This is a genomic window from Streptomyces sp. TRM64462, from assembly GCF_013362995.1.
Classification (GTDB): domain Bacteria; phylum Actinomycetota; class Actinomycetes; order Streptomycetales; family Streptomycetaceae; genus Streptomyces.
This window is the reverse complement of record NZ_JABWDV010000427.1, coordinates 1-14,615: the sequence shown is the minus strand read 5'-3', so window position 1 is coordinate 14,615 and position 14,615 is coordinate 1. Positions and strand designations below refer to the sequence as shown.

The following is a 14,615-nucleotide window of genomic DNA, read 5'->3' as shown; positions in this document are numbered from 1 at the left end:
CGGACGATCGTGGAGTCGACCGCGACGACCCAGTCGAGGTCGCCTTCGGCGTCGGCCTGGGCGAGCAGGGCGGTGAAGACCTTCTCCCAGGTGCCGTCGGCGGCCCATTTCCGCAGCCGGTTGTGGGCGCCTTTCCATGAGCCGAAGTGCTCGGGCAGCTCCATCCACGGAGTGCCGGTGCGGTACTTGAAGGCGATCGCGTCGATCACCTGCCGGTGGTCCCGCCACCGGCCACCCCGCTTCGGTGTCCGGTCCGGCAGCAACGGCTCGATGCGTGCCCACTGGGCGTCAGTCAACGACACGCATCAACCAACGATCAGATGATCCGAAGGAAACGGCCTAGGTCTCCGGCTCCTCCAACAGCACGAGCGTCGGTGCAGCCGTCCCGTCGACACAGAGACGCTACCGCTTGTTCGAACTGACGGGGGCTCATTGCCTGGAAGTGCGTGCTACCTGGGAAGGGGCGCTGTGTCCTCTGATGCAGAGGCCTGAACTGCGGGGGAAGGGGGGTGACTGCGGGGTGGCTGGAACGCACCACAGCCACCGGGCCTGGCGGGTTCCTGGATTGCGGCTTAGGGCGTGGCGTGCTAGCCAGGTGAGGAGCGCGCCGAAGGCGCAGATGCCGGTGATGATCGTCGTCGTGGCCGCAGCGGGGGCGTAGTTGCCGTCCTCCCACTCGCTCTTAATCCACGAGCCGACGGTGCTTACGAGGGCTAACAGGAGCAAGCATCCCAGGCAGCTCTCTTCAGGGTCGCTGCGTCGTCTGGCCAATCTGCCCCCGAGGTGCTGTTTTGGGGAGCGTACTGCCGCCGCTGGTTGCCGCGGGCAGGTTTCGTGAGAAGACCCGCCGTGACAGGGGATACACGGCGGGGCCCGGTTCAGGGTTGCACGGCGGTTAATGCGGTTGTCCGGTAGGCAGGACCCGTCGCGCGATAGAGCCCTTCCGGGGCCTATTACTCCGCGCCTATCCAGCTCGTCCGTGATCCGGGATGCTCGGGCGAAACTAACGCGCTTGTGGCGTTGCGGGCGCCGCCACGATCGACACACTCGTCATCATCGCCGGAGCGATCGGTGTGCCCCTCGCTGACCTCATACGGTGAGGCCCGCCGCCTGGCCCGCAGGCATGAGCGCTGACCGGGGGCGGTCTCACGCCTGGGCGGCCAGCCGGCCGCTCACCCGGGCCTGCGGAAGACCTGTGTCGGCCGCCACGGCTCCGGCGCTGGCGGCAGGTTGCTGAAGGGCGGCAGGGGCACGGACTCGGCGTCCGCCTCGGCGTCCCGGCCGGTAGCCTCTTGCGCGGCCTCTCGGCTGTCGGCCACACCAGCGGGCACCCACTGGTGCCCGTCCCACTCGGACACGCCGCGCGGCGCCCGGGGGTCAACGTGCTCGGCGCGGGTCTCGCCGTCGCTCAGCGGGGTGGCTCGGCGCGCGCCGGGCAGAGGCCGGCGCGCGTCACGCCGTGCGGCCCATTCCTCCAGTGGCTCATCGTCCATCGGCTGCGCCCCTTCTCGTGGTGTCGGTTCGTGCCTTCTCGGACAACCGTGGGGATGTCACAGGGTGAGTGTCCACCCCCCGCGTGTCAGTGTTGTCTCGCCGCTCGGGGCGATGGAGACGCGGGCTCCGTAGACGGGGAGTTCGCCGTGTTCCAGCCGCCAGCGGATCTCCTCCAGGGTGCCCCACAGGCGGCGCGGGCCGCCCTGGTGCACGGTCGTGCTCCGCTCGCCGGCCGCGGTGTGGGCGCGGGCCCAGGAGCCGTCTGGGTGGAGCATCCAGGCGGTACGGCTGCCGTCGTGCCCGTACTGCATACGGTGTTCGATCCCGGGGAGGGTCAGGGACAGCATCGACCACACCTCCCATGCCTGCATGACGTTGATGACGGGGAGCGGGCTCGTTGCCACGTCGTCCCCGTCGCTGTCGCGTACGGACGCGAACAGGCCGTCCAGCGCGGGCGGGTAATCGTCTCCGGTCCGGGTGGTCATGAACGCGGCCCGATCCCACTCGATCCGCCCTGCGGCGCCGCCGTCCTCGGTCTTGTCAGCGGTCAGGATCAGCCCCGTGCCCCGGATGGTGGTCACGAGCCGGCCGCCCGGCCGCAGCGCCCGCAGCCACGAGACGGGGACGCGGGGCATCGACACCATGGACACGATCCGGTCGAAGTCACCCGGGAGGTCCCGGCCCGCGTCTGCGGTGACCACCCGCGGGCGCAGGCCGATGCTGGCGAGTCGTGCTGCCGCCACCTCCGTCAGGTACGGGTCGACGTCCAGGGTGGTGACGCGGTCGGCCCCGAGGCGGCGGGCGGCCAGGGCGGCGCTGTAGCCGGATCCGGTCGCGATGTCGAGCAGGTCGGTCGCTTCCGTGATCTTGGCGTGCTGCAGCATGGTCACGACCAGGCTGGGCAGCGTCGCCGACGACGTGGGCAGACCCATGACCGGCTTTCCCTCCGCGGCGTGGTCGGCGTGCAGCGGCCCCACGCGCGTCACCACCGTGTGGTCCGTATACGCGGCCCGCGCCCACTCCTCCTCGTTGGACGGGCCGTCGGTGACGGTCCACCCGTCGGGTCCGGACGTGTACCAGCGAGGTACGAACACGTGGCGAGGCACGGACAACACCGTTTCCCACCAGCGGGAGGAGGGGTGCAGGGCGGCGCGGGCAAGCTGCTCGGCGTGCGGCTGCCAGTCCATCAGGCGGTCACTCCTTCAAGTTCGTCAGCGATGGCCTGGGCGACAGGCTGCCCAGTCGCTCCCTGGATCCAGTCCCACTGCCCGCACGGGTTGACCTCCAGGAACCACCAGTCCCCGGACGGGTCGACCACGAAGTCCGCGGCCCCGTATCGCAGACGGAGCCGGTCCATCAGTCGGCGCACGGCGGCAGCCACGCTGTCGGGCACACTGGTCGGGGTGTAGGAGAGCGACCCGTAGTCGCTGCGCCAGTCGATGTGGGCTGCGTCGCTGCCGGCGTCGATACGGGCGGCGAACATGCGCTCCCCGACGATGGTCAGCCGTACTTCGTGGCCCTTGTCGACCCAGGCTTGGAACAGGTGCGCGGTAAGCTCCACGCCGCGCAGGTCGGCCAGGTCCTCGGCGGTCAGGAGCCGGGTGTAGACGCTCTTGAGCCGGCCGTCCTCGATCAGCACCGGGGACGACACGGGCTTGAACACGATCGGACCCGCCGCCTGCCGGGCGAAGTCCGCCACGGCCTCCGGCCGGTTGGTGATCAGGGTGGCGGGGATACGCAACCCGCAGTCCCGGGCGGCCGCGAGCTGCACGGGCTTGTACTCCGCACGGGCCAAGGCAGTGGGGTGGTTGACCCACCGGCACTCCAGGGAGGACAGGATGCCGCCGAGCCCGGCGCGGGCCTGCGCCGCGGCGAACCGCTCCTCCGACGCCGACATGCCGCGCGGGAACTGGAACGCCCCGGGGGCGCGGTAGTACACCGCGCCGACCCGGGACAGGTCCACCGTGCGGTGCCTGGTGGCCAGTTCACCCGCCCATCCGTGTTCCTGGTCGATTCGGCCGGCCAGGGCCAGCCGCTGAGGGAAGTCCGCGGTGTCCATGCGGAACACCTCGACCCCTCGGTCGGCCAGCTCCGTGACGACCCGGTCCGTCGGCCAGTCGTTCGCGGCGGCGACGATCAGGACGGGCGCCGTCATCAGTCCTTCGGCCCCTCGTCGAGCGGCGGCGGGTTGGAGGTGGAGCCGTCCGGGACGGTCGGGGAGTGCGTGTTCGCCATGCACGTCAGCAGACCGCCGTCGTAGGACAGGTTCACCTGGCGGTCGTCGTCGTAGAACGATGCGGGAACCTTCACTGCCCCGGTGGAGTCCGGGGTCCGCGCGAAGCGCAGCGCCCAGGGCCGAGTATCCGGCCCGGACGGCACGTCGAAGCTCTGTGGCACAGGCCCGTCGGCCGGCGCCATCGGGAACGCCTCCCGCAAGAGGGTGGTGCTGGTGGTCATTTCTACTCCTTTGGTCGGTCAAACTGGGTTGGTCGTGCTCTCCGGTCTTCTCGCTGCGGTCAGCCGCGCTTCCTCCTGGTACAGCGGGTTGTCCGGGGCTGGGGTGACGCGGAGAAACGCGGTCACGATCTCCCGGAAACTGCGGTGTCCGTCGTGGCGGGCGGCGTGACGCATCGCCCACACGTCGCCAGCGAGCTGGTCGGTGGTGAGCTCGGACTGCTCGTGGCAGGTGGTGCACTCGACTTCGCGGATCGGCGGCGACGCGCCCTCAGCGCTGTCCGCGCCGATCGTCCACTCCGCCTGGCGGATGACCGTGCGAACGCTCACGTCGCACCTCGCCCGGTGGTGCAGTCCTGGCAGGCGCGCGGGTACCAGGCGACGCGGCCGAGGATCGGGTCGTCGTCGTACTGGGTGCCGAGCTCGACGGCTGTGCCGGGCTTCAGCTCGGTGTCGCAGTGGACGCAGCGCAGTCCGTACCGCTGCATCTCGGTCAGCGTGTGCGGCCGGGGCAGGGCTCCCGTCTCGCGCGCGGTCACCGCTTGGCCCCGGGCGCGCAGCGGGGGCAGATGCAGGGCGGGAAGCCGGGCCCCTGCGGCGGCGGGTCCGTGTCCCGGACCGTGACGCGCTCACGGATCGTCGCGATGGTGCCGTCGGGACGGACCGCGTACACCCTCATCGTCATCACGGGTCTACTCCTCGTCAATGCCAGCCTGTGGTGGGTCTGGCACCGACGGTAAGAGCGACTCAGGCGGACGAGGGTGAGGGTTCCTCCCCCCTTGTCGAGGGGGAGGAACCCTCCTTGTCCGCCCGAGGAGCTGAACTCCCCCCCCCGGGCCGCTACACCGGCACGCCGATCTCCACCGCCAGGTGACGAGCGTCCTCACGAACCGTCGGCGGCGCCGACTTCACCAACTGCGGGAGCGCAGCCCGTGCATGCAGGTTGTACTGGATCGTCTCCGGTGACTCCTGCCACGCCTTTGTCAGCAGGTGCACCGCAGCCACGGACTCACCCTGCATACCGTGGGCCCGGGCCGCCTCAATCAGGTGGTACGAGCGGCGCGTCGCCGACGGCACCCCGCTGAGGTCGAGCGACGACGCCGCGTCCAGCGCTTGGACGGACCTCGCGAGGTCGTTGTGCATCGTCAACGCGTACGCGTCCACGACGCCCCGACCGAAGATCAGCCACGGGTGCGCGTAGCCATCGCCCAGCCGCCGAGCGGCGTCATCCGCGCGATCCCAGTACCTCCACGCCGTACCGCTGCGGCCGATCTTCGCGAAGCTGAGCGCCGCCGCCAACTGAAGCAGACCCCACCGCGCCAGATCCTCCGGGCTCTCGTCCGTCCGCAGCAGACTGGCCGCATCCTCGGCCAGCTCCACTCGGGCCTCTGCCGCCTCGCCGGCGTCCCGGTACACGTGGTTCATGTACCAGGCCGCAGCCGCGATCGCCTTCGGGCTGTCCGCGTCCTGCGCCGCCGTCATGGCCCGGTCCCCGGTCAGTACCACGAGGTCGGGGGCAGGCTGGAAGGAGAGGTAGAGCTGGGCGAGGTGGTAGGTCTGCGCCTGGACTACGAGGGCCCTCCGCCGGTGGGCGCCCTCGTACGTCTTGACGGCGTGCCGTGTGTCAGCCAGGAGGTCCGGCAGCAGCTGGGCGATGCGGGATCGGTGGCCGCCAGACCGGTCGTCGTCGGCCCGGTGCCACAGCCTCCACGCACTGCGTACCCGCGCGGAGAGGTTGTCGAGCGGCTCGGGCTCCTCTGCCCGGGGCGTGAGCCGGTAGGTGTTGAGGACCCGCTTGACCATGGGCAGGTCCGCGTGGGCGGTCTTGCCGTACGTGCTGGAAGCGATGCGCTCCTCCCCAGTGAGCTCGGCGACGTCGTCCACGCCAAGGACCTCGGCCAGACGCAGGAGCATGGGGAGTCGGGGCATACCGATCTGGCCGTTCTCGATGGACTTGACCCAGTCGGCCGACCTGCTGACGAGACCAGCAAGGACGGGGCGCGTGAGCCCTGCGCGCTCCCGTGCGCGGCGGACGCGCTGGCCGAAGGTCAGGGGGATATCGGTGCGTTCGGGCATACTGAAGCTCCGTTCTGACGTAGGCACTCAGAACGCTACTCGCCTTCCGTGGATGGGGAGATGACGAAAGCGCCCCTTGACCGGCCCGGAGGCCAGACAGGGGGCGTCGTCGTAACAGATCAGCGGAGGAGGAGCGCGGCCGCGCCCGTCGCGGCACCAGCCAGGCCCGTCAGCGCGGCCAGCGACGGCAGCGGCGAACGGGCCCGCTCCAGCGAGTCGAGGCGCTGCTCATGGTCAGCGATCTGCCGGTCCGTCTGATCCGACCGCTGCACCAGCAGGGCGAGCGACCCGTCGATCCGGGAGGCCCCATCAGGGGAGAAGCCACAGGGGCATGGAAGGCCCAGCAGAGCGCGGAGTTCGGGACCGTATACCGAACTCCGCGCTCTGGCTCTGTGCGGCGGGAGGTGTGTGGTGGAAACCGTCCGACGGTGCGAGGCTGGCGCGACAGGACGTTCGCGCCGCCGGACGGGGTCGGTGGGGAAGGGGGGTTCGGGACCGCGGCGGAGCGGGCGGGTGGCTTCCTTCAGGTCAAGAAGACGCCCGTACGCCCCTCGCCACCGCACTGGCGCGTGCACCGCCGCGGCCCTCACTCTGTCCGTACCTGCGGCCACCCCTCATCCGGGCCACTGGACGGACGGCGTACGGCGGACGACCTCCCGTCGGTCGCCGTACGCTGCCTGTGGGCGGTCAGTCCTCGCGCAGGGCGCGGACCGCCTCCTCCACGCGCTTGCCGTAGTCCGGGTCGGCGGCGTGGAAGTGGGCGAGGTTCTTCTCGATGACGTCCTCGCGGGAGACCTGGGACAGGCCGCCCGCGATGTTCGCGACGAGCCGGCCCTTCTCCTCCTCGGACATCAGCCGGTACAGCTCGCCCGCCTGGAAGAAGTCGTCGTCCTTGACGTGGGCCGGAGCCGCGTGGGTGCCGGTGTGGCCGGAGACCGCGAGGGCCGCGGACAGGGCCTGGTCGGTCTGGGACGGGCCGGCGTACGAGTTGGGCTCGTAGTTCTTGTCGTGGCGGGAGCCGTTGCGCGTGGCCATGAGACCGTCGCGGCCGTAGTTGTCCGCCACGGTCGCCTTCGGGGCGTTCACCGGCAGCTGCGTGTGGTTGACGCCGAGGCGGTAGCGGTGGGCGTCCGCGTAGGCGAAGAGGCGGCCCTGGAGCATCTTGTCCGGGGACGGGCCGATGCCGGGCACGAAGTTGTTCGGCGAGAACGCGGACTGCTCGACCTCGGCGAAGACGTTGTCCGGGTTGCGGTCCAGGACCATCCGGCCGACCCGCTGGAGCGGGTAGTCGGCGTGCGGCCACACCTTGGTCAGGTCGAACGGGTTGAAGCGGTAGTCCGCCGCCTCCGCCGCCGGCATGATCTGCACGTACAGCGTCCAGGACGGGTTGACGCCGCGCTCGATGGCCTGGAGCAGGTCCGTCTGGTGCGAGTTGGCGTCGGTGCCGACGACCTCGGCGGCCTGCTCGGAGGACAGGCAGCGGATGCCCTGGTTCGTCTTGAAGTGGTACTTGACGAAGAAGGCCTCGCCGTCGGCGTTCGTCCACAGGTAGGTGTGCGAGCCGTAGCCGTTCATGTGGCGGTACGAGGCGGGGATGCCGCGGTCGCCCATCAGCCAGGTGATCTGGTGGGTGGCCTCGGGGGCGTGCGCCCAGAAGTCCCAGACGTTGTCCGGCTCCTGCTTGCCCGTGAACGGGTCGCGCTTCTGCGAGTGGATGAAGTCGGGGAACTTGATCGGGTCCTTGATGAAGAACACCGGGGTGTTGTTGCCGACGAGGTCGTAGTTGCCCTCCTCGGTGTAGAACTTCACCGCGAAACCGCGCGGGTCGCGGACCGCGTCCGCACCGCCCAGCGAGTCGGCGACCGTGGAGAACCGCACGAACAGCTCGGTGCGCTTGCCGACCTCGGAGAGGAAGTCCGCCTTCGTGTACGCGGTGACGTCGTCCGTCACCTCGAAGTGCCCGTACGCGCCGGAGCCGCGGGCGTGGACCACGCGCTCCGGGATGCGCTCCCGGTTGAAGCGGGCGAGCTTCTCGATCAGGTGCTGGTCCTGGATCAGGATCGGGCCACCGACGCCGGCGGTGGCGGAGTTCTGGTTGTCGGCGACCGGGGCGCCGGACTCGGTCGTAAGCACACGCTTCGACATGGTGACCTTCCGTACAGAGCTGCTGGCGGTGCTCAGGAGCCTAAATTCGCCCCAAGGTAACGTCAACAGTTTGTTGAAATTGGAGAAGGGGGTTCCGGACGGCGCCGGCGCCTGGGCGCGACAGGACAGGTGTCAGCGCCGACGCCGCCGGAAGTCTGGCCCGACCCGGGACCGTGTCAGGAGCGGAGCACCGGGTCGGGAGTCATGGGGCCGCGACCCGTCAGAGCTGGGCGCCGGAGAGGCGCTCGACGGCGCGCAGCAGGGCCGAGTGGTCCAGGCCGCCGTCGCCCTGGGCGCGCAGCGAGGCGACGAGCTGGGCCACCACCGCGCCGACCGGGAGGGCCGCACCGACGTTGCGGGCGGCGTCGGTGACGATGCCCATGTCCTTGTGGTGCAGGTCGATCCGGAAGCCCGGGGCGAAGTCGCGGTTGAGGAAGTTGTCCTTCTTGCGGGTCAGCACGGTCGAGCCGGCCAGACCGCCGTTGAGGACGTCGAGCGCGGCCTTCAGGTCCACGCCGGACTTCTCCAGGAAGACCACGGCCTCGGCGCACGCCTGGATGTTCACGGCGACGATCAGCTGGTTGGCGGCCTTCACCGTCTGGCCGGAGCCGTGCGGGCCGCACAGCACGATCGTCTTGCCGAGCGCGTCGAACAGCGGCTTCGCGGCGTCGAAGTCGGCCTGCTCGCCGCCCACCATGATGGACAGGACGGCCTCGATGGCACCGGCCTCACCACCGGACACGGGCGCGTCGAGCACCCGGATGCCCTTCTCGGCGGCGGCCTTGGCCAGGTCGACGGAGGTCTGCGGGGTGATCGACGACATGTCGATCAGCAGCGCGCCCCGCTTGGCGTTCTCCAGGATGCCGTCGGGGCCGTACGCGATGGCCTCGACCTGCGGGGACGCGGGCACCATCGTGATGACGACGTCGGCGTCGCGGACCGCGTCGGCGATCGACGCGGCGGCGGTGCCGCCCGCCTTGGCGAGCCGGTCCAGCTTCTCCTGCTCCAGCGTGAAGCCGGTGACCTGGTAGCCGGCCTTGAGGAGGTTCTCGGACATGGGGGAGCCCATGATGCCGAGACCGATCCATGCGACCTTGGGAAGGGTGGTGCTCATGAGGGTTACCTCTTTCGAAAAAAGCGTGAGGGTGAGGCCAGTCGGCTGCTGACGTCAGAGGGCGGCGGCGCGCAGTTCGCGCGGCAGCCAGTCGAAGGACTCGGCGCTCGGGCGGTCGCCGGCCTTGTACTCAAGGCCGACCCAGCCGTCGTAACCGCGCTCGCGCAGGCGGGTGAGCAGGCCGGAGAGGTCGAGGTCACCGGTGCCCGGCGCGCCACGGCCCGGGTTGTCGGCGATCTGGACGTGGCCGGTCTTCGCGGCGTACGCGTCGATCACCGCCTCCAGGTCCTCGCCGTTCATCGACAGGTGGTAGAGGTCGAGCAGGAACTTGGCGTTGCCGAGTCCCGTGGCCGCGTTGACCTTGTCGACGACCTCGACCGCGGCCGGGGCGCTCACCAGCGGGTAGAGCGGCGACTCGGGCTTGTTGAGGGCCTCGATCAGCAGGACCGCCCCGACCCGGTGGGCGGCGCGGGCCGCCAGGACCAGGTTCTCCAGGGCGAGTGCGTCCTGGGCCGCCGGGTCGGCGCCGTCCACGCGGTTGCCGTACAGCGCGTTGAGCGCCGTGCAGCCGACCGAGGCGGCGAAGTCGGCGGCCACGTCGATGTTGGCACGGAAGCGGTCCGACTCCTCACCGGGTACGGAGAGGGCGCCACGGTCCGGGCCGGGCAGCTGCCCGGCGTAGAAGTTCAGCCCCACGAGCCGTGTGCCGGCGTCGTCCAGCGCCTTCTTGAGGGCGTCGAGCTCGCTCTGCGGCGGCGTGGGCGTCTCGATCCAGGGCCACCACAGCTCCACCGCCGTGAAGCCCGCCGCGGCGGCTGCCGCGGGGCGCTCCAGGAGCGGGAGCTCGGTGAAGAGGATCGACAGGTTCACATCGAAGCGCTGGGCCTTGCCTGCGTCTTCTGAAAAGCGGGCCATGAGGGGCGGCGCTCCTTCCGTATTGCGGAAGTTCGTTTCTGCGTAACGGAAGAGTGCAAGTGGAATGCCGTCCTTGTCAAGGCCCACCCACGGGGTGGACGCTCCGGCGTGCGGCGTTACCGTGACCTCATGCAGCGATTGAGGGTCGAGTTCACGACCGAACCGTTCGACCTCGACGAGGCCCCGGCCCATGCCGTCGTGGCCCGCGAGGTCATCCAGGGCGCCGAGCTGGACGCCGTCGATGTCGGCCCCTTCGGCAACACGGCGGAGGGGCGCGCGGACGCCGTGCTCACCGCCGTCGACGCCCTGCTGCGCCGCGCGCTGGAGGCGGGCGCCACCCGCGTGTCCCTCCAGGTGAACGTGATCGGTGACGGCGCCGGGAGGGGTGAGCGGTGAGCGCGCCCGGCGACCACCCGCTGATCACCGCGGTCAAACCGCTCGTCGACGCCATGGGTGGCCGGATACTGCTGCCCGAGCAGGCGGGCCCCGACGACGTGGTGCTCGCCTGGGAGGGTGAGGACGTGCTCGCCGTACGGCTGCCGCAGCTCGCCGACTCCCTGGAGCACATTCTGGCCGCGCTCGAACGGCGGCACGGCATGCCGCTCGCCGACCTCGACCGCAAGCGCAAGCAGGAGATCGTCCGTGGCCTGGAGGCACGGGGTGCCTTCTCCGTACGTCATGGCGTGGAGACCGTGGCCGGTGCGCTCGGGGTCAGCCGGTTCACCGTGTACAACTACCTGAACAGGGAAAACGCCGCCAAAGGCAAGTAGAACACCAGCCGTCGCCCGGGTGTCCGGGCGGCGGCTTCCGTGTCACACAGATTTTTCAACAAAGTGTTGACGGGGTGCCGTCGCAGGGCGTTAGCTATCCGCAGCCCGTCCGAAGCACAGCGAAAAACAGCCACGGAGGCTCCCCGTGACTTCGAGTACCTCGACACCGGGCCTCGCCCGGTTCAACACCTCCGCGGACAGCGACGCGCGCGCCGCCCTGCACGAGGTGTGCGCCAGCTCGGCGTGGGGGAGCAAGCTGCTCGCCCAGCGCCCGTACGCCGGCGCCGAAGACCTCTTCCTCGCCAGTGACGCCGCCATGGCGGAACTGACCGCCGAGGACCTGGCCGAGGCGATGGCCGGACACCCGCCCATCGGCCGGCCGAAGCCCGGGGACCCCACGTCCGCCCGCGAGCAGCGCGGCATGGCCGGCGCCTCCGAGGCGCTCAAGGCCGAACTGCTCGAACTGAACCTGGCCTACCAGGAGCGGTTCGGACACGTCTTCCTCATCTGCGCCACCGGCCGTACCGGTGAGCAGATGCGCGACGCGCTCCGCGACCGGATCGGCAACACGCCCGAACAGGAGCGCGAGATCGTCCGCACCGAACTGGGCAAGATCAACCGCATCCGGCTGACCCGACTCGTGGAGGAAGACCCCGCATGAGTACCGACACCACCGCATCGGTGTCCACGCACATCCTGGACACCAGCGCCGGCCGCCCCGCCGAGGGCGTCGCCGTCTCCCTCGCGGCCCGTGCCGGCCGCGACGCGGAGTGGGTGGCGCTCGGCGGCTCCGCGACCGACGCGGACGGGCGGTGCAAGGACCTCCCGGCCCTGCCGGAAGGCACGACCCACGTACGTCTCGACTTCGAGACCGAGACGTACTTCGTCAAGAAGCAAGCCGAGGCACAGCAGGACGCCCCCGCGACACGGGACAGCGGCGTGTTCTTCCCCGAGGTGGCGATCACCTTCGCCGTCGTACCGGGCGAGCACTACCACGTACCGCTGCTGCTCAACCCGTTCGGCTACTCCGTTTACCGAGGGAGCTAGCAGACCATGCCCACGATTCTCGGCCAGAACCAGTACGGGAAAGCAGAGAACCGCGTCGTAAAGATCACGCGGGACGGCGCGACCCACCACATCAAGGACCTGAACGTCTCGGTCGCCCTCTCCGGCGACATGGACGACGTGCACTACTCCGGCTCGAACGCCCACGTCCTGCCCACGGACACCACCAAGAACACGGTGTACGCGTTCGCCAAGGAGTACGGCATAGAGTCCGCCGAGCAGTTCGGCATCCACCTCGCCCGGCACTTCGTGACCAGCCAGGAGCCCATCCACCGGGCGCGGATCCGGATCGAGGAGTACGCCTGGGAGCGCATCGCCACGTCCGACGCCAACTCCAAGTTCATCGGCGCCGACGAGGTCAAGCACTCCTTCGTCCGCAAGGGCCAGGAGACCCGCGTCACCGAGATCACCTACGACGGTGAGAACTGGCAGGTCATCTCCGGCCTGAAGGATCTCATCGTCATGAACTCCACCAACTCGGAGTTCTGGGGATACGTGAAGGACAAGTACACCACCCTCCAGGAGGCGTACGACCGTATCCTCGCCACCCAGGTGTCCGGCCGCTGGCGGTTCAACTGGACCGACGACGAGCAGCGCATGCCGAACTGGGAGAAGTCCTACGAGCAGGTCAAGAAGCACATGCTCCAGGCCTTCGCCGAGACGTACTCCCTGTCGCTGCAGCAGACGCTGTACCAGATGGGCTCGCGGATCATCAACAACCGCTCGGAGATCGACGAGGTGCGGTTCTCCCTGCCGAACAAGCACCACTTCCTCGTCGACCTGGAGCCGTTCGGCCTCAAGAACGACAACGAGGTCTACTTCGCGGCGGACCGCCCCTACGGCCTGATCGAGGCGACCATCCTCCGGGACGGCGTCGAGGCCCGTATCCCGCTCGACATGACCAACCTCTGACCGGTCGGCCGTCCGCCCCGCCTCGGCGGGTCGGGGCGGACGGCCTTCCGCCCCCACAGCTTCATCCCCTCGGCACCCGCAGCCGCCCGGCCGCGGCACTCAAATCCCCCTAGGGTCCTGCCGTGCCCTCAGCCAGTTCGAAGAAGAAGGACGCACCGCCATGGCACCTTCGGCAGCAGCCCAGCGCATCGTGATCGAGAACTGCGCGATCGCGACCGTCGACGCCCAGGACACCGAGTACGCATCGGGCCACGTCGTCATCGCGGACAACAGGATCGAGTCCATCGGCGCGGGCCGGGCCCCCGAGGGCCTCACGAACGTGGTCCGCCGCATCGACGCCACCGGCCACCTCGTCACCCCCGGCCTGGTCAACACGCACCACCACTTCTACCAGTGGATCACCCGCGGCCTCGCCACCGACCACAACCTCTTCAACTGGCTCGTCGCCCTCTACCCCACGTGGGCGCGCATCGACGAGCAGATGGTGTACTCGGCGGCCCAGGGCTCCCTCGCGATGATGGCCCGCGGCGGCGTCACCACCGCCATGGACCACCACTACGTCTTCCCGCACGGCTCCGGCGACCTCTCCGGCGCGATCATCAAGGCCGCCTCCGAGATGGGCGTACGCTTCACCCTCGCCCGCGGCTCCATGGACCGCAGCGTCAAGGACGGCGGTCTCCCGCCGGACTTCGCCGTCGAGACCCTGGAAGGCGCGCTCGCCGGCACCGAGGAGACCGTCAAGAAGCACCACGACGCCTCCTTCGACGCGATGACCCAGGTCGCCGTCGCCCCGTGCTCCCCCTTCTCCGTCTCCACCGAGCTGCTGCGGCAGGGCGCCGAGCTCGCCCGCCGCCTCGGCGTGCGCATGCACACCCACGGCTCGGAGACCGTCGAGGAGGAGCAGTTCTGCAAGGAACTCTTCGGCATGGGCCCGACCGACTACTTCGAGTCGACCGGCTGGCTCGGTGAGGACGTGTGGATGGCGCACTGCGTCCACATGAACGACTCCGACATCGAGGCCTTCGCCCGTACGAAGACGGGCGTCGCGCACTGCCCGTCGTCCAACGCCCGCCTCGCCGCCGGCATCGCCCGCGTCCCCGACATGCTCGCCGCGGGCGTCCCCGTCGGCCTCGGCGTCGACGGCACCGCGTCGAACGAGTCCGGCGAGCTCCACACCGAGCTGCGCAACGCCCTGCTCATCAACCGGCTCGGCGCCCACCGCGAGGCCGCGCTCAACGCCCGCCAGGCCCTGCGCCTCGGCACCTACGGCGGCGCCCAGGTACTCGGCCGCGCCGACCAGATCGGCTCCCTGGAGGCAGGCAAGCTCGCCGACCTGGTGCTGTGGAAGCTCGACACGCTCGCCCACGCCTCCATCGCCGACCCGGTCACCGCGCTCGTCTTCGGTGCGGCCGCCCCGGTCACCGCGTCGTTCGTCAACGGCCGCCAGATCGTCGAGGACAACCGGCTGCTGACCGCCGACGAGGACGCCATCGCGCGTTCCACCCGGGACGAGGCACAGCGCCTCGCCCGTATCGCCGCCCAGGGCTGACCGCCCGGGAGCGATCCACGAAGTCCGGCCGAGGGGGACGGCCCTCGGCCGGTCGCCGTGAACCCGAGCGGGGTCCACGGCAGCCGCACCGGGGGGTGGCCGTACCGCACGGTACGCCACC

General features: G+C 70.1%; 18 protein-coding genes and 2 pseudogenes. 6 read left to right on the top strand and 14 right to left on the bottom strand.

What is annotated here, in order from left to right; genetic code table 11:
* The 14 genes and pseudogenes from HTZ82_RS27205 to HTZ82_RS27140 form a co-directional block, all read right to left on the bottom strand.
* Window positions 1-302 (bottom strand): transposase (locus tag HTZ82_RS27205; RefSeq protein WP_175410252.1); only part of this gene is annotated, 302 nt, incomplete at its 3' end.
* 35 nt (window positions 303-337) lie between these two features.
* Window positions 338-427: pseudogene (locus tag HTZ82_RS27200) on the bottom strand (restriction endonuclease); the annotation flags it as partial.
* A 745-nt stretch (window positions 428-1,172) separates the two neighbouring features.
* Window positions 1,173-1,493, bottom strand: coding sequence for a DUF6087 family protein (locus HTZ82_RS27195; RefSeq protein ID WP_175412031.1), 321 nt, complete (start codon window positions 1,491-1,493; stop codon window positions 1,173-1,175).
* A 57-nt stretch (window positions 1,494-1,550) separates the two neighbouring features.
* A complete protein-coding gene (locus tag HTZ82_RS27190; protein WP_175412030.1) occupies window positions 1,551-2,681 on the bottom strand; it encodes a methyltransferase domain-containing protein in 1,131 nt (376 codons plus the stop codon).
* The gene (tgmB, locus tag HTZ82_RS27185) at window positions 2,681-3,649 is read right to left on the bottom strand and encodes an ATP-grasp ribosomal peptide maturase (RefSeq protein WP_175412029.1); all 969 of its coding nucleotides are present in this window, start codon (window positions 3,647-3,649) and stop codon (window positions 2,681-2,683) included. Before tgmB ends, HTZ82_RS27190 begins: the two co-directional genes overlap by 1 nt.
* Window positions 3,649-3,951: a putative ATP-grasp-modified RiPP gene (gene tgmA / locus HTZ82_RS27180; protein ID WP_175412028.1), complete on the bottom strand. Its 303-nt coding sequence runs from the start codon at window positions 3,949-3,951 to the stop codon at window positions 3,649-3,651. The genes tgmB and tgmA overlap by 1 nt, the downstream gene beginning before the upstream one ends.
* An 18-nt stretch (window positions 3,952-3,969) precedes the next feature.
* Window positions 3,970-4,278 carry a hypothetical protein gene (locus tag HTZ82_RS27175; RefSeq protein ID WP_175412027.1) on the bottom strand — a complete coding sequence of 103 codons (309 nt, stop codon included), beginning with the start codon at window positions 4,276-4,278 and terminating at the stop codon, window positions 3,970-3,972.
* Window positions 4,275-4,487: a hypothetical protein gene (locus tag HTZ82_RS27170; RefSeq protein ID WP_175412026.1), complete on the bottom strand. Its 213-nt coding sequence runs from the start codon at window positions 4,485-4,487 to the stop codon at window positions 4,275-4,277. Before HTZ82_RS27170 ends, HTZ82_RS27175 begins: the two co-directional genes overlap by 4 nt.
* Complete coding sequence (locus HTZ82_RS27165) at window positions 4,484-4,633, bottom strand: hypothetical protein (protein ID WP_175412025.1); 150 nt, start codon at window positions 4,631-4,633, stop codon at window positions 4,484-4,486. Before HTZ82_RS27165 ends, HTZ82_RS27170 begins: the two co-directional genes overlap by 4 nt.
* A gap of 155 nt (window positions 4,634-4,788) precedes the next feature.
* Complete coding sequence (locus tag HTZ82_RS27160) at window positions 4,789-6,024, bottom strand: XRE family transcriptional regulator (RefSeq protein ID WP_175412024.1); 1,236 nt, start codon at window positions 6,022-6,024, stop codon at window positions 4,789-4,791.
* A gap of 119 nt (window positions 6,025-6,143) precedes the next feature.
* Window positions 6,144-6,332: pseudogene (locus HTZ82_RS27155) on the bottom strand (hypothetical protein); the annotation flags it as partial.
* A 379-nt stretch (window positions 6,333-6,711) separates the two neighbouring features.
* Entirely contained in the window at window positions 6,712-8,169 is a 1,458-nt protein-coding gene (locus HTZ82_RS27150) for a catalase (protein ID WP_175412023.1), read from the bottom strand.
* A 220-nt stretch (window positions 8,170-8,389) separates the two neighbouring features.
* The gene (locus tag HTZ82_RS27145; RefSeq protein ID WP_175412022.1) at window positions 8,390-9,283 is read right to left on the bottom strand and encodes a 2-hydroxy-3-oxopropionate reductase; all 894 of its coding nucleotides are present in this window, start codon (window positions 9,281-9,283) and stop codon (window positions 8,390-8,392) included.
* Between the two features lie 54 nt (window positions 9,284-9,337).
* Entirely contained in the window at window positions 9,338-10,198 is an 861-nt protein-coding gene (locus tag HTZ82_RS27140) for a TIM barrel protein (RefSeq protein WP_175412021.1), read from the bottom strand.
* Window positions 10,199-10,327: 129 nt separating this feature from the next.
* On the opposite strand from HTZ82_RS27140, the gene HTZ82_RS27135 reads away from it, so the two are divergent.
* The 6 genes from HTZ82_RS27135 (at window position 10,328) to HTZ82_RS27110 (ending at window position 14,494) form a co-directional block, all read left to right on the top strand.
* Window positions 10,328-10,594: a hypothetical protein gene (locus tag HTZ82_RS27135; RefSeq protein ID WP_175412020.1), complete on the top strand. Its 267-nt coding sequence runs from the start codon at window positions 10,328-10,330 to the stop codon at window positions 10,592-10,594.
* Window positions 10,591-10,968: a helix-turn-helix domain-containing protein gene (locus HTZ82_RS27130; RefSeq protein ID WP_309235710.1), complete on the top strand. Its 378-nt coding sequence runs from the start codon at window positions 10,591-10,593 to the stop codon at window positions 10,966-10,968. Before HTZ82_RS27135 ends, HTZ82_RS27130 begins: the two co-directional genes overlap by 4 nt.
* A gap of 145 nt (window positions 10,969-11,113) precedes the next feature.
* Window positions 11,114-11,629, top strand: a complete 516-nt coding sequence (gene uraD / locus HTZ82_RS27125) for a 2-oxo-4-hydroxy-4-carboxy-5-ureidoimidazoline decarboxylase (protein WP_175412019.1) — start codon at window positions 11,114-11,116, stop codon at window positions 11,627-11,629.
* Window positions 11,626-12,015 carry a hydroxyisourate hydrolase gene (uraH, locus tag HTZ82_RS27120; RefSeq protein ID WP_175412018.1) on the top strand — a complete coding sequence of 130 codons (390 nt, stop codon included), beginning with the start codon at window positions 11,626-11,628 and terminating at the stop codon, window positions 12,013-12,015. Before uraD ends, uraH begins: the two co-directional genes overlap by 4 nt.
* Before the next feature lie 6 nt (window positions 12,016-12,021).
* Window positions 12,022-12,945 carry a factor-independent urate hydroxylase gene (pucL, locus tag HTZ82_RS27115; RefSeq protein ID WP_175412017.1) on the top strand — a complete coding sequence of 308 codons (924 nt, stop codon included), beginning with the start codon at window positions 12,022-12,024 and terminating at the stop codon, window positions 12,943-12,945.
* A 160-nt stretch (window positions 12,946-13,105) separates the two neighbouring features.
* A complete protein-coding gene (locus HTZ82_RS27110) occupies window positions 13,106-14,494 on the top strand; it encodes an 8-oxoguanine deaminase (RefSeq protein WP_175412016.1) in 1,389 nt (462 codons plus the stop codon).
* Window positions 14,495-14,615 lie beyond the last annotated feature (121 nt).

What these genes read in the sequence shown, in the direction of transcription:
- HTZ82_RS27195 (WP_175412031.1), bottom strand. Translation starts at nt 1,493, where the DNA reads ATGGACGATGAGCCACTGGAGGAATGGGCCGCACGGCGTGACGCGCGC.
- HTZ82_RS27190 (WP_175412030.1), bottom strand. Translation starts at nt 2,681, where the DNA reads ATGGACTGGCAGCCGCACGCCGAGCAGCTTGCCCGCGCCGCCCTGCAC.
- tgmB (WP_175412029.1), bottom strand. Translation starts at nt 3,649, where the DNA reads ATGACGGCGCCCGTCCTGATCGTCGCCGCCGCGAACGACTGGCCGACG.
- tgmA (WP_175412028.1), bottom strand. Translation starts at nt 3,951, where the DNA reads ATGACCACCAGCACCACCCTCTTGCGGGAGGCGTTCCCGATGGCGCCG.
- HTZ82_RS27165 (WP_175412025.1), bottom strand. Translation starts at nt 4,633, where the DNA reads ATGACGATGAGGGTGTACGCGGTCCGTCCCGACGGCACCATCGCGACG.
- HTZ82_RS27160 (WP_175412024.1), bottom strand. Translation starts at nt 6,024, where the DNA reads ATGCCCGAACGCACCGATATCCCCCTGACCTTCGGCCAGCGCGTCCGC.
- HTZ82_RS27150 (WP_175412023.1), bottom strand. Translation starts at nt 8,169, where the DNA reads ATGTCGAAGCGTGTGCTTACGACCGAGTCCGGCGCCCCGGTCGCCGAC.
- HTZ82_RS27145 (WP_175412022.1), bottom strand. Translation starts at nt 9,283, where the DNA reads ATGAGCACCACCCTTCCCAAGGTCGCATGGATCGGTCTCGGCATCATG.
- HTZ82_RS27140 (WP_175412021.1), bottom strand. Translation starts at nt 10,198, where the DNA reads ATGGCCCGCTTTTCAGAAGACGCAGGCAAGGCCCAGCGCTTCGATGTG.
- HTZ82_RS27135 (WP_175412020.1), top strand. Translation starts at nt 10,328, where the DNA reads ATGCAGCGATTGAGGGTCGAGTTCACGACCGAACCGTTCGACCTCGAC.
- uraH (WP_175412018.1), top strand. Translation starts at nt 11,626, where the DNA reads ATGAGTACCGACACCACCGCATCGGTGTCCACGCACATCCTGGACACC.
- pucL (WP_175412017.1), top strand. Translation starts at nt 12,022, where the DNA reads ATGCCCACGATTCTCGGCCAGAACCAGTACGGGAAAGCAGAGAACCGC.
- HTZ82_RS27110 (WP_175412016.1), top strand. Translation starts at nt 13,106, where the DNA reads ATGGCACCTTCGGCAGCAGCCCAGCGCATCGTGATCGAGAACTGCGCG.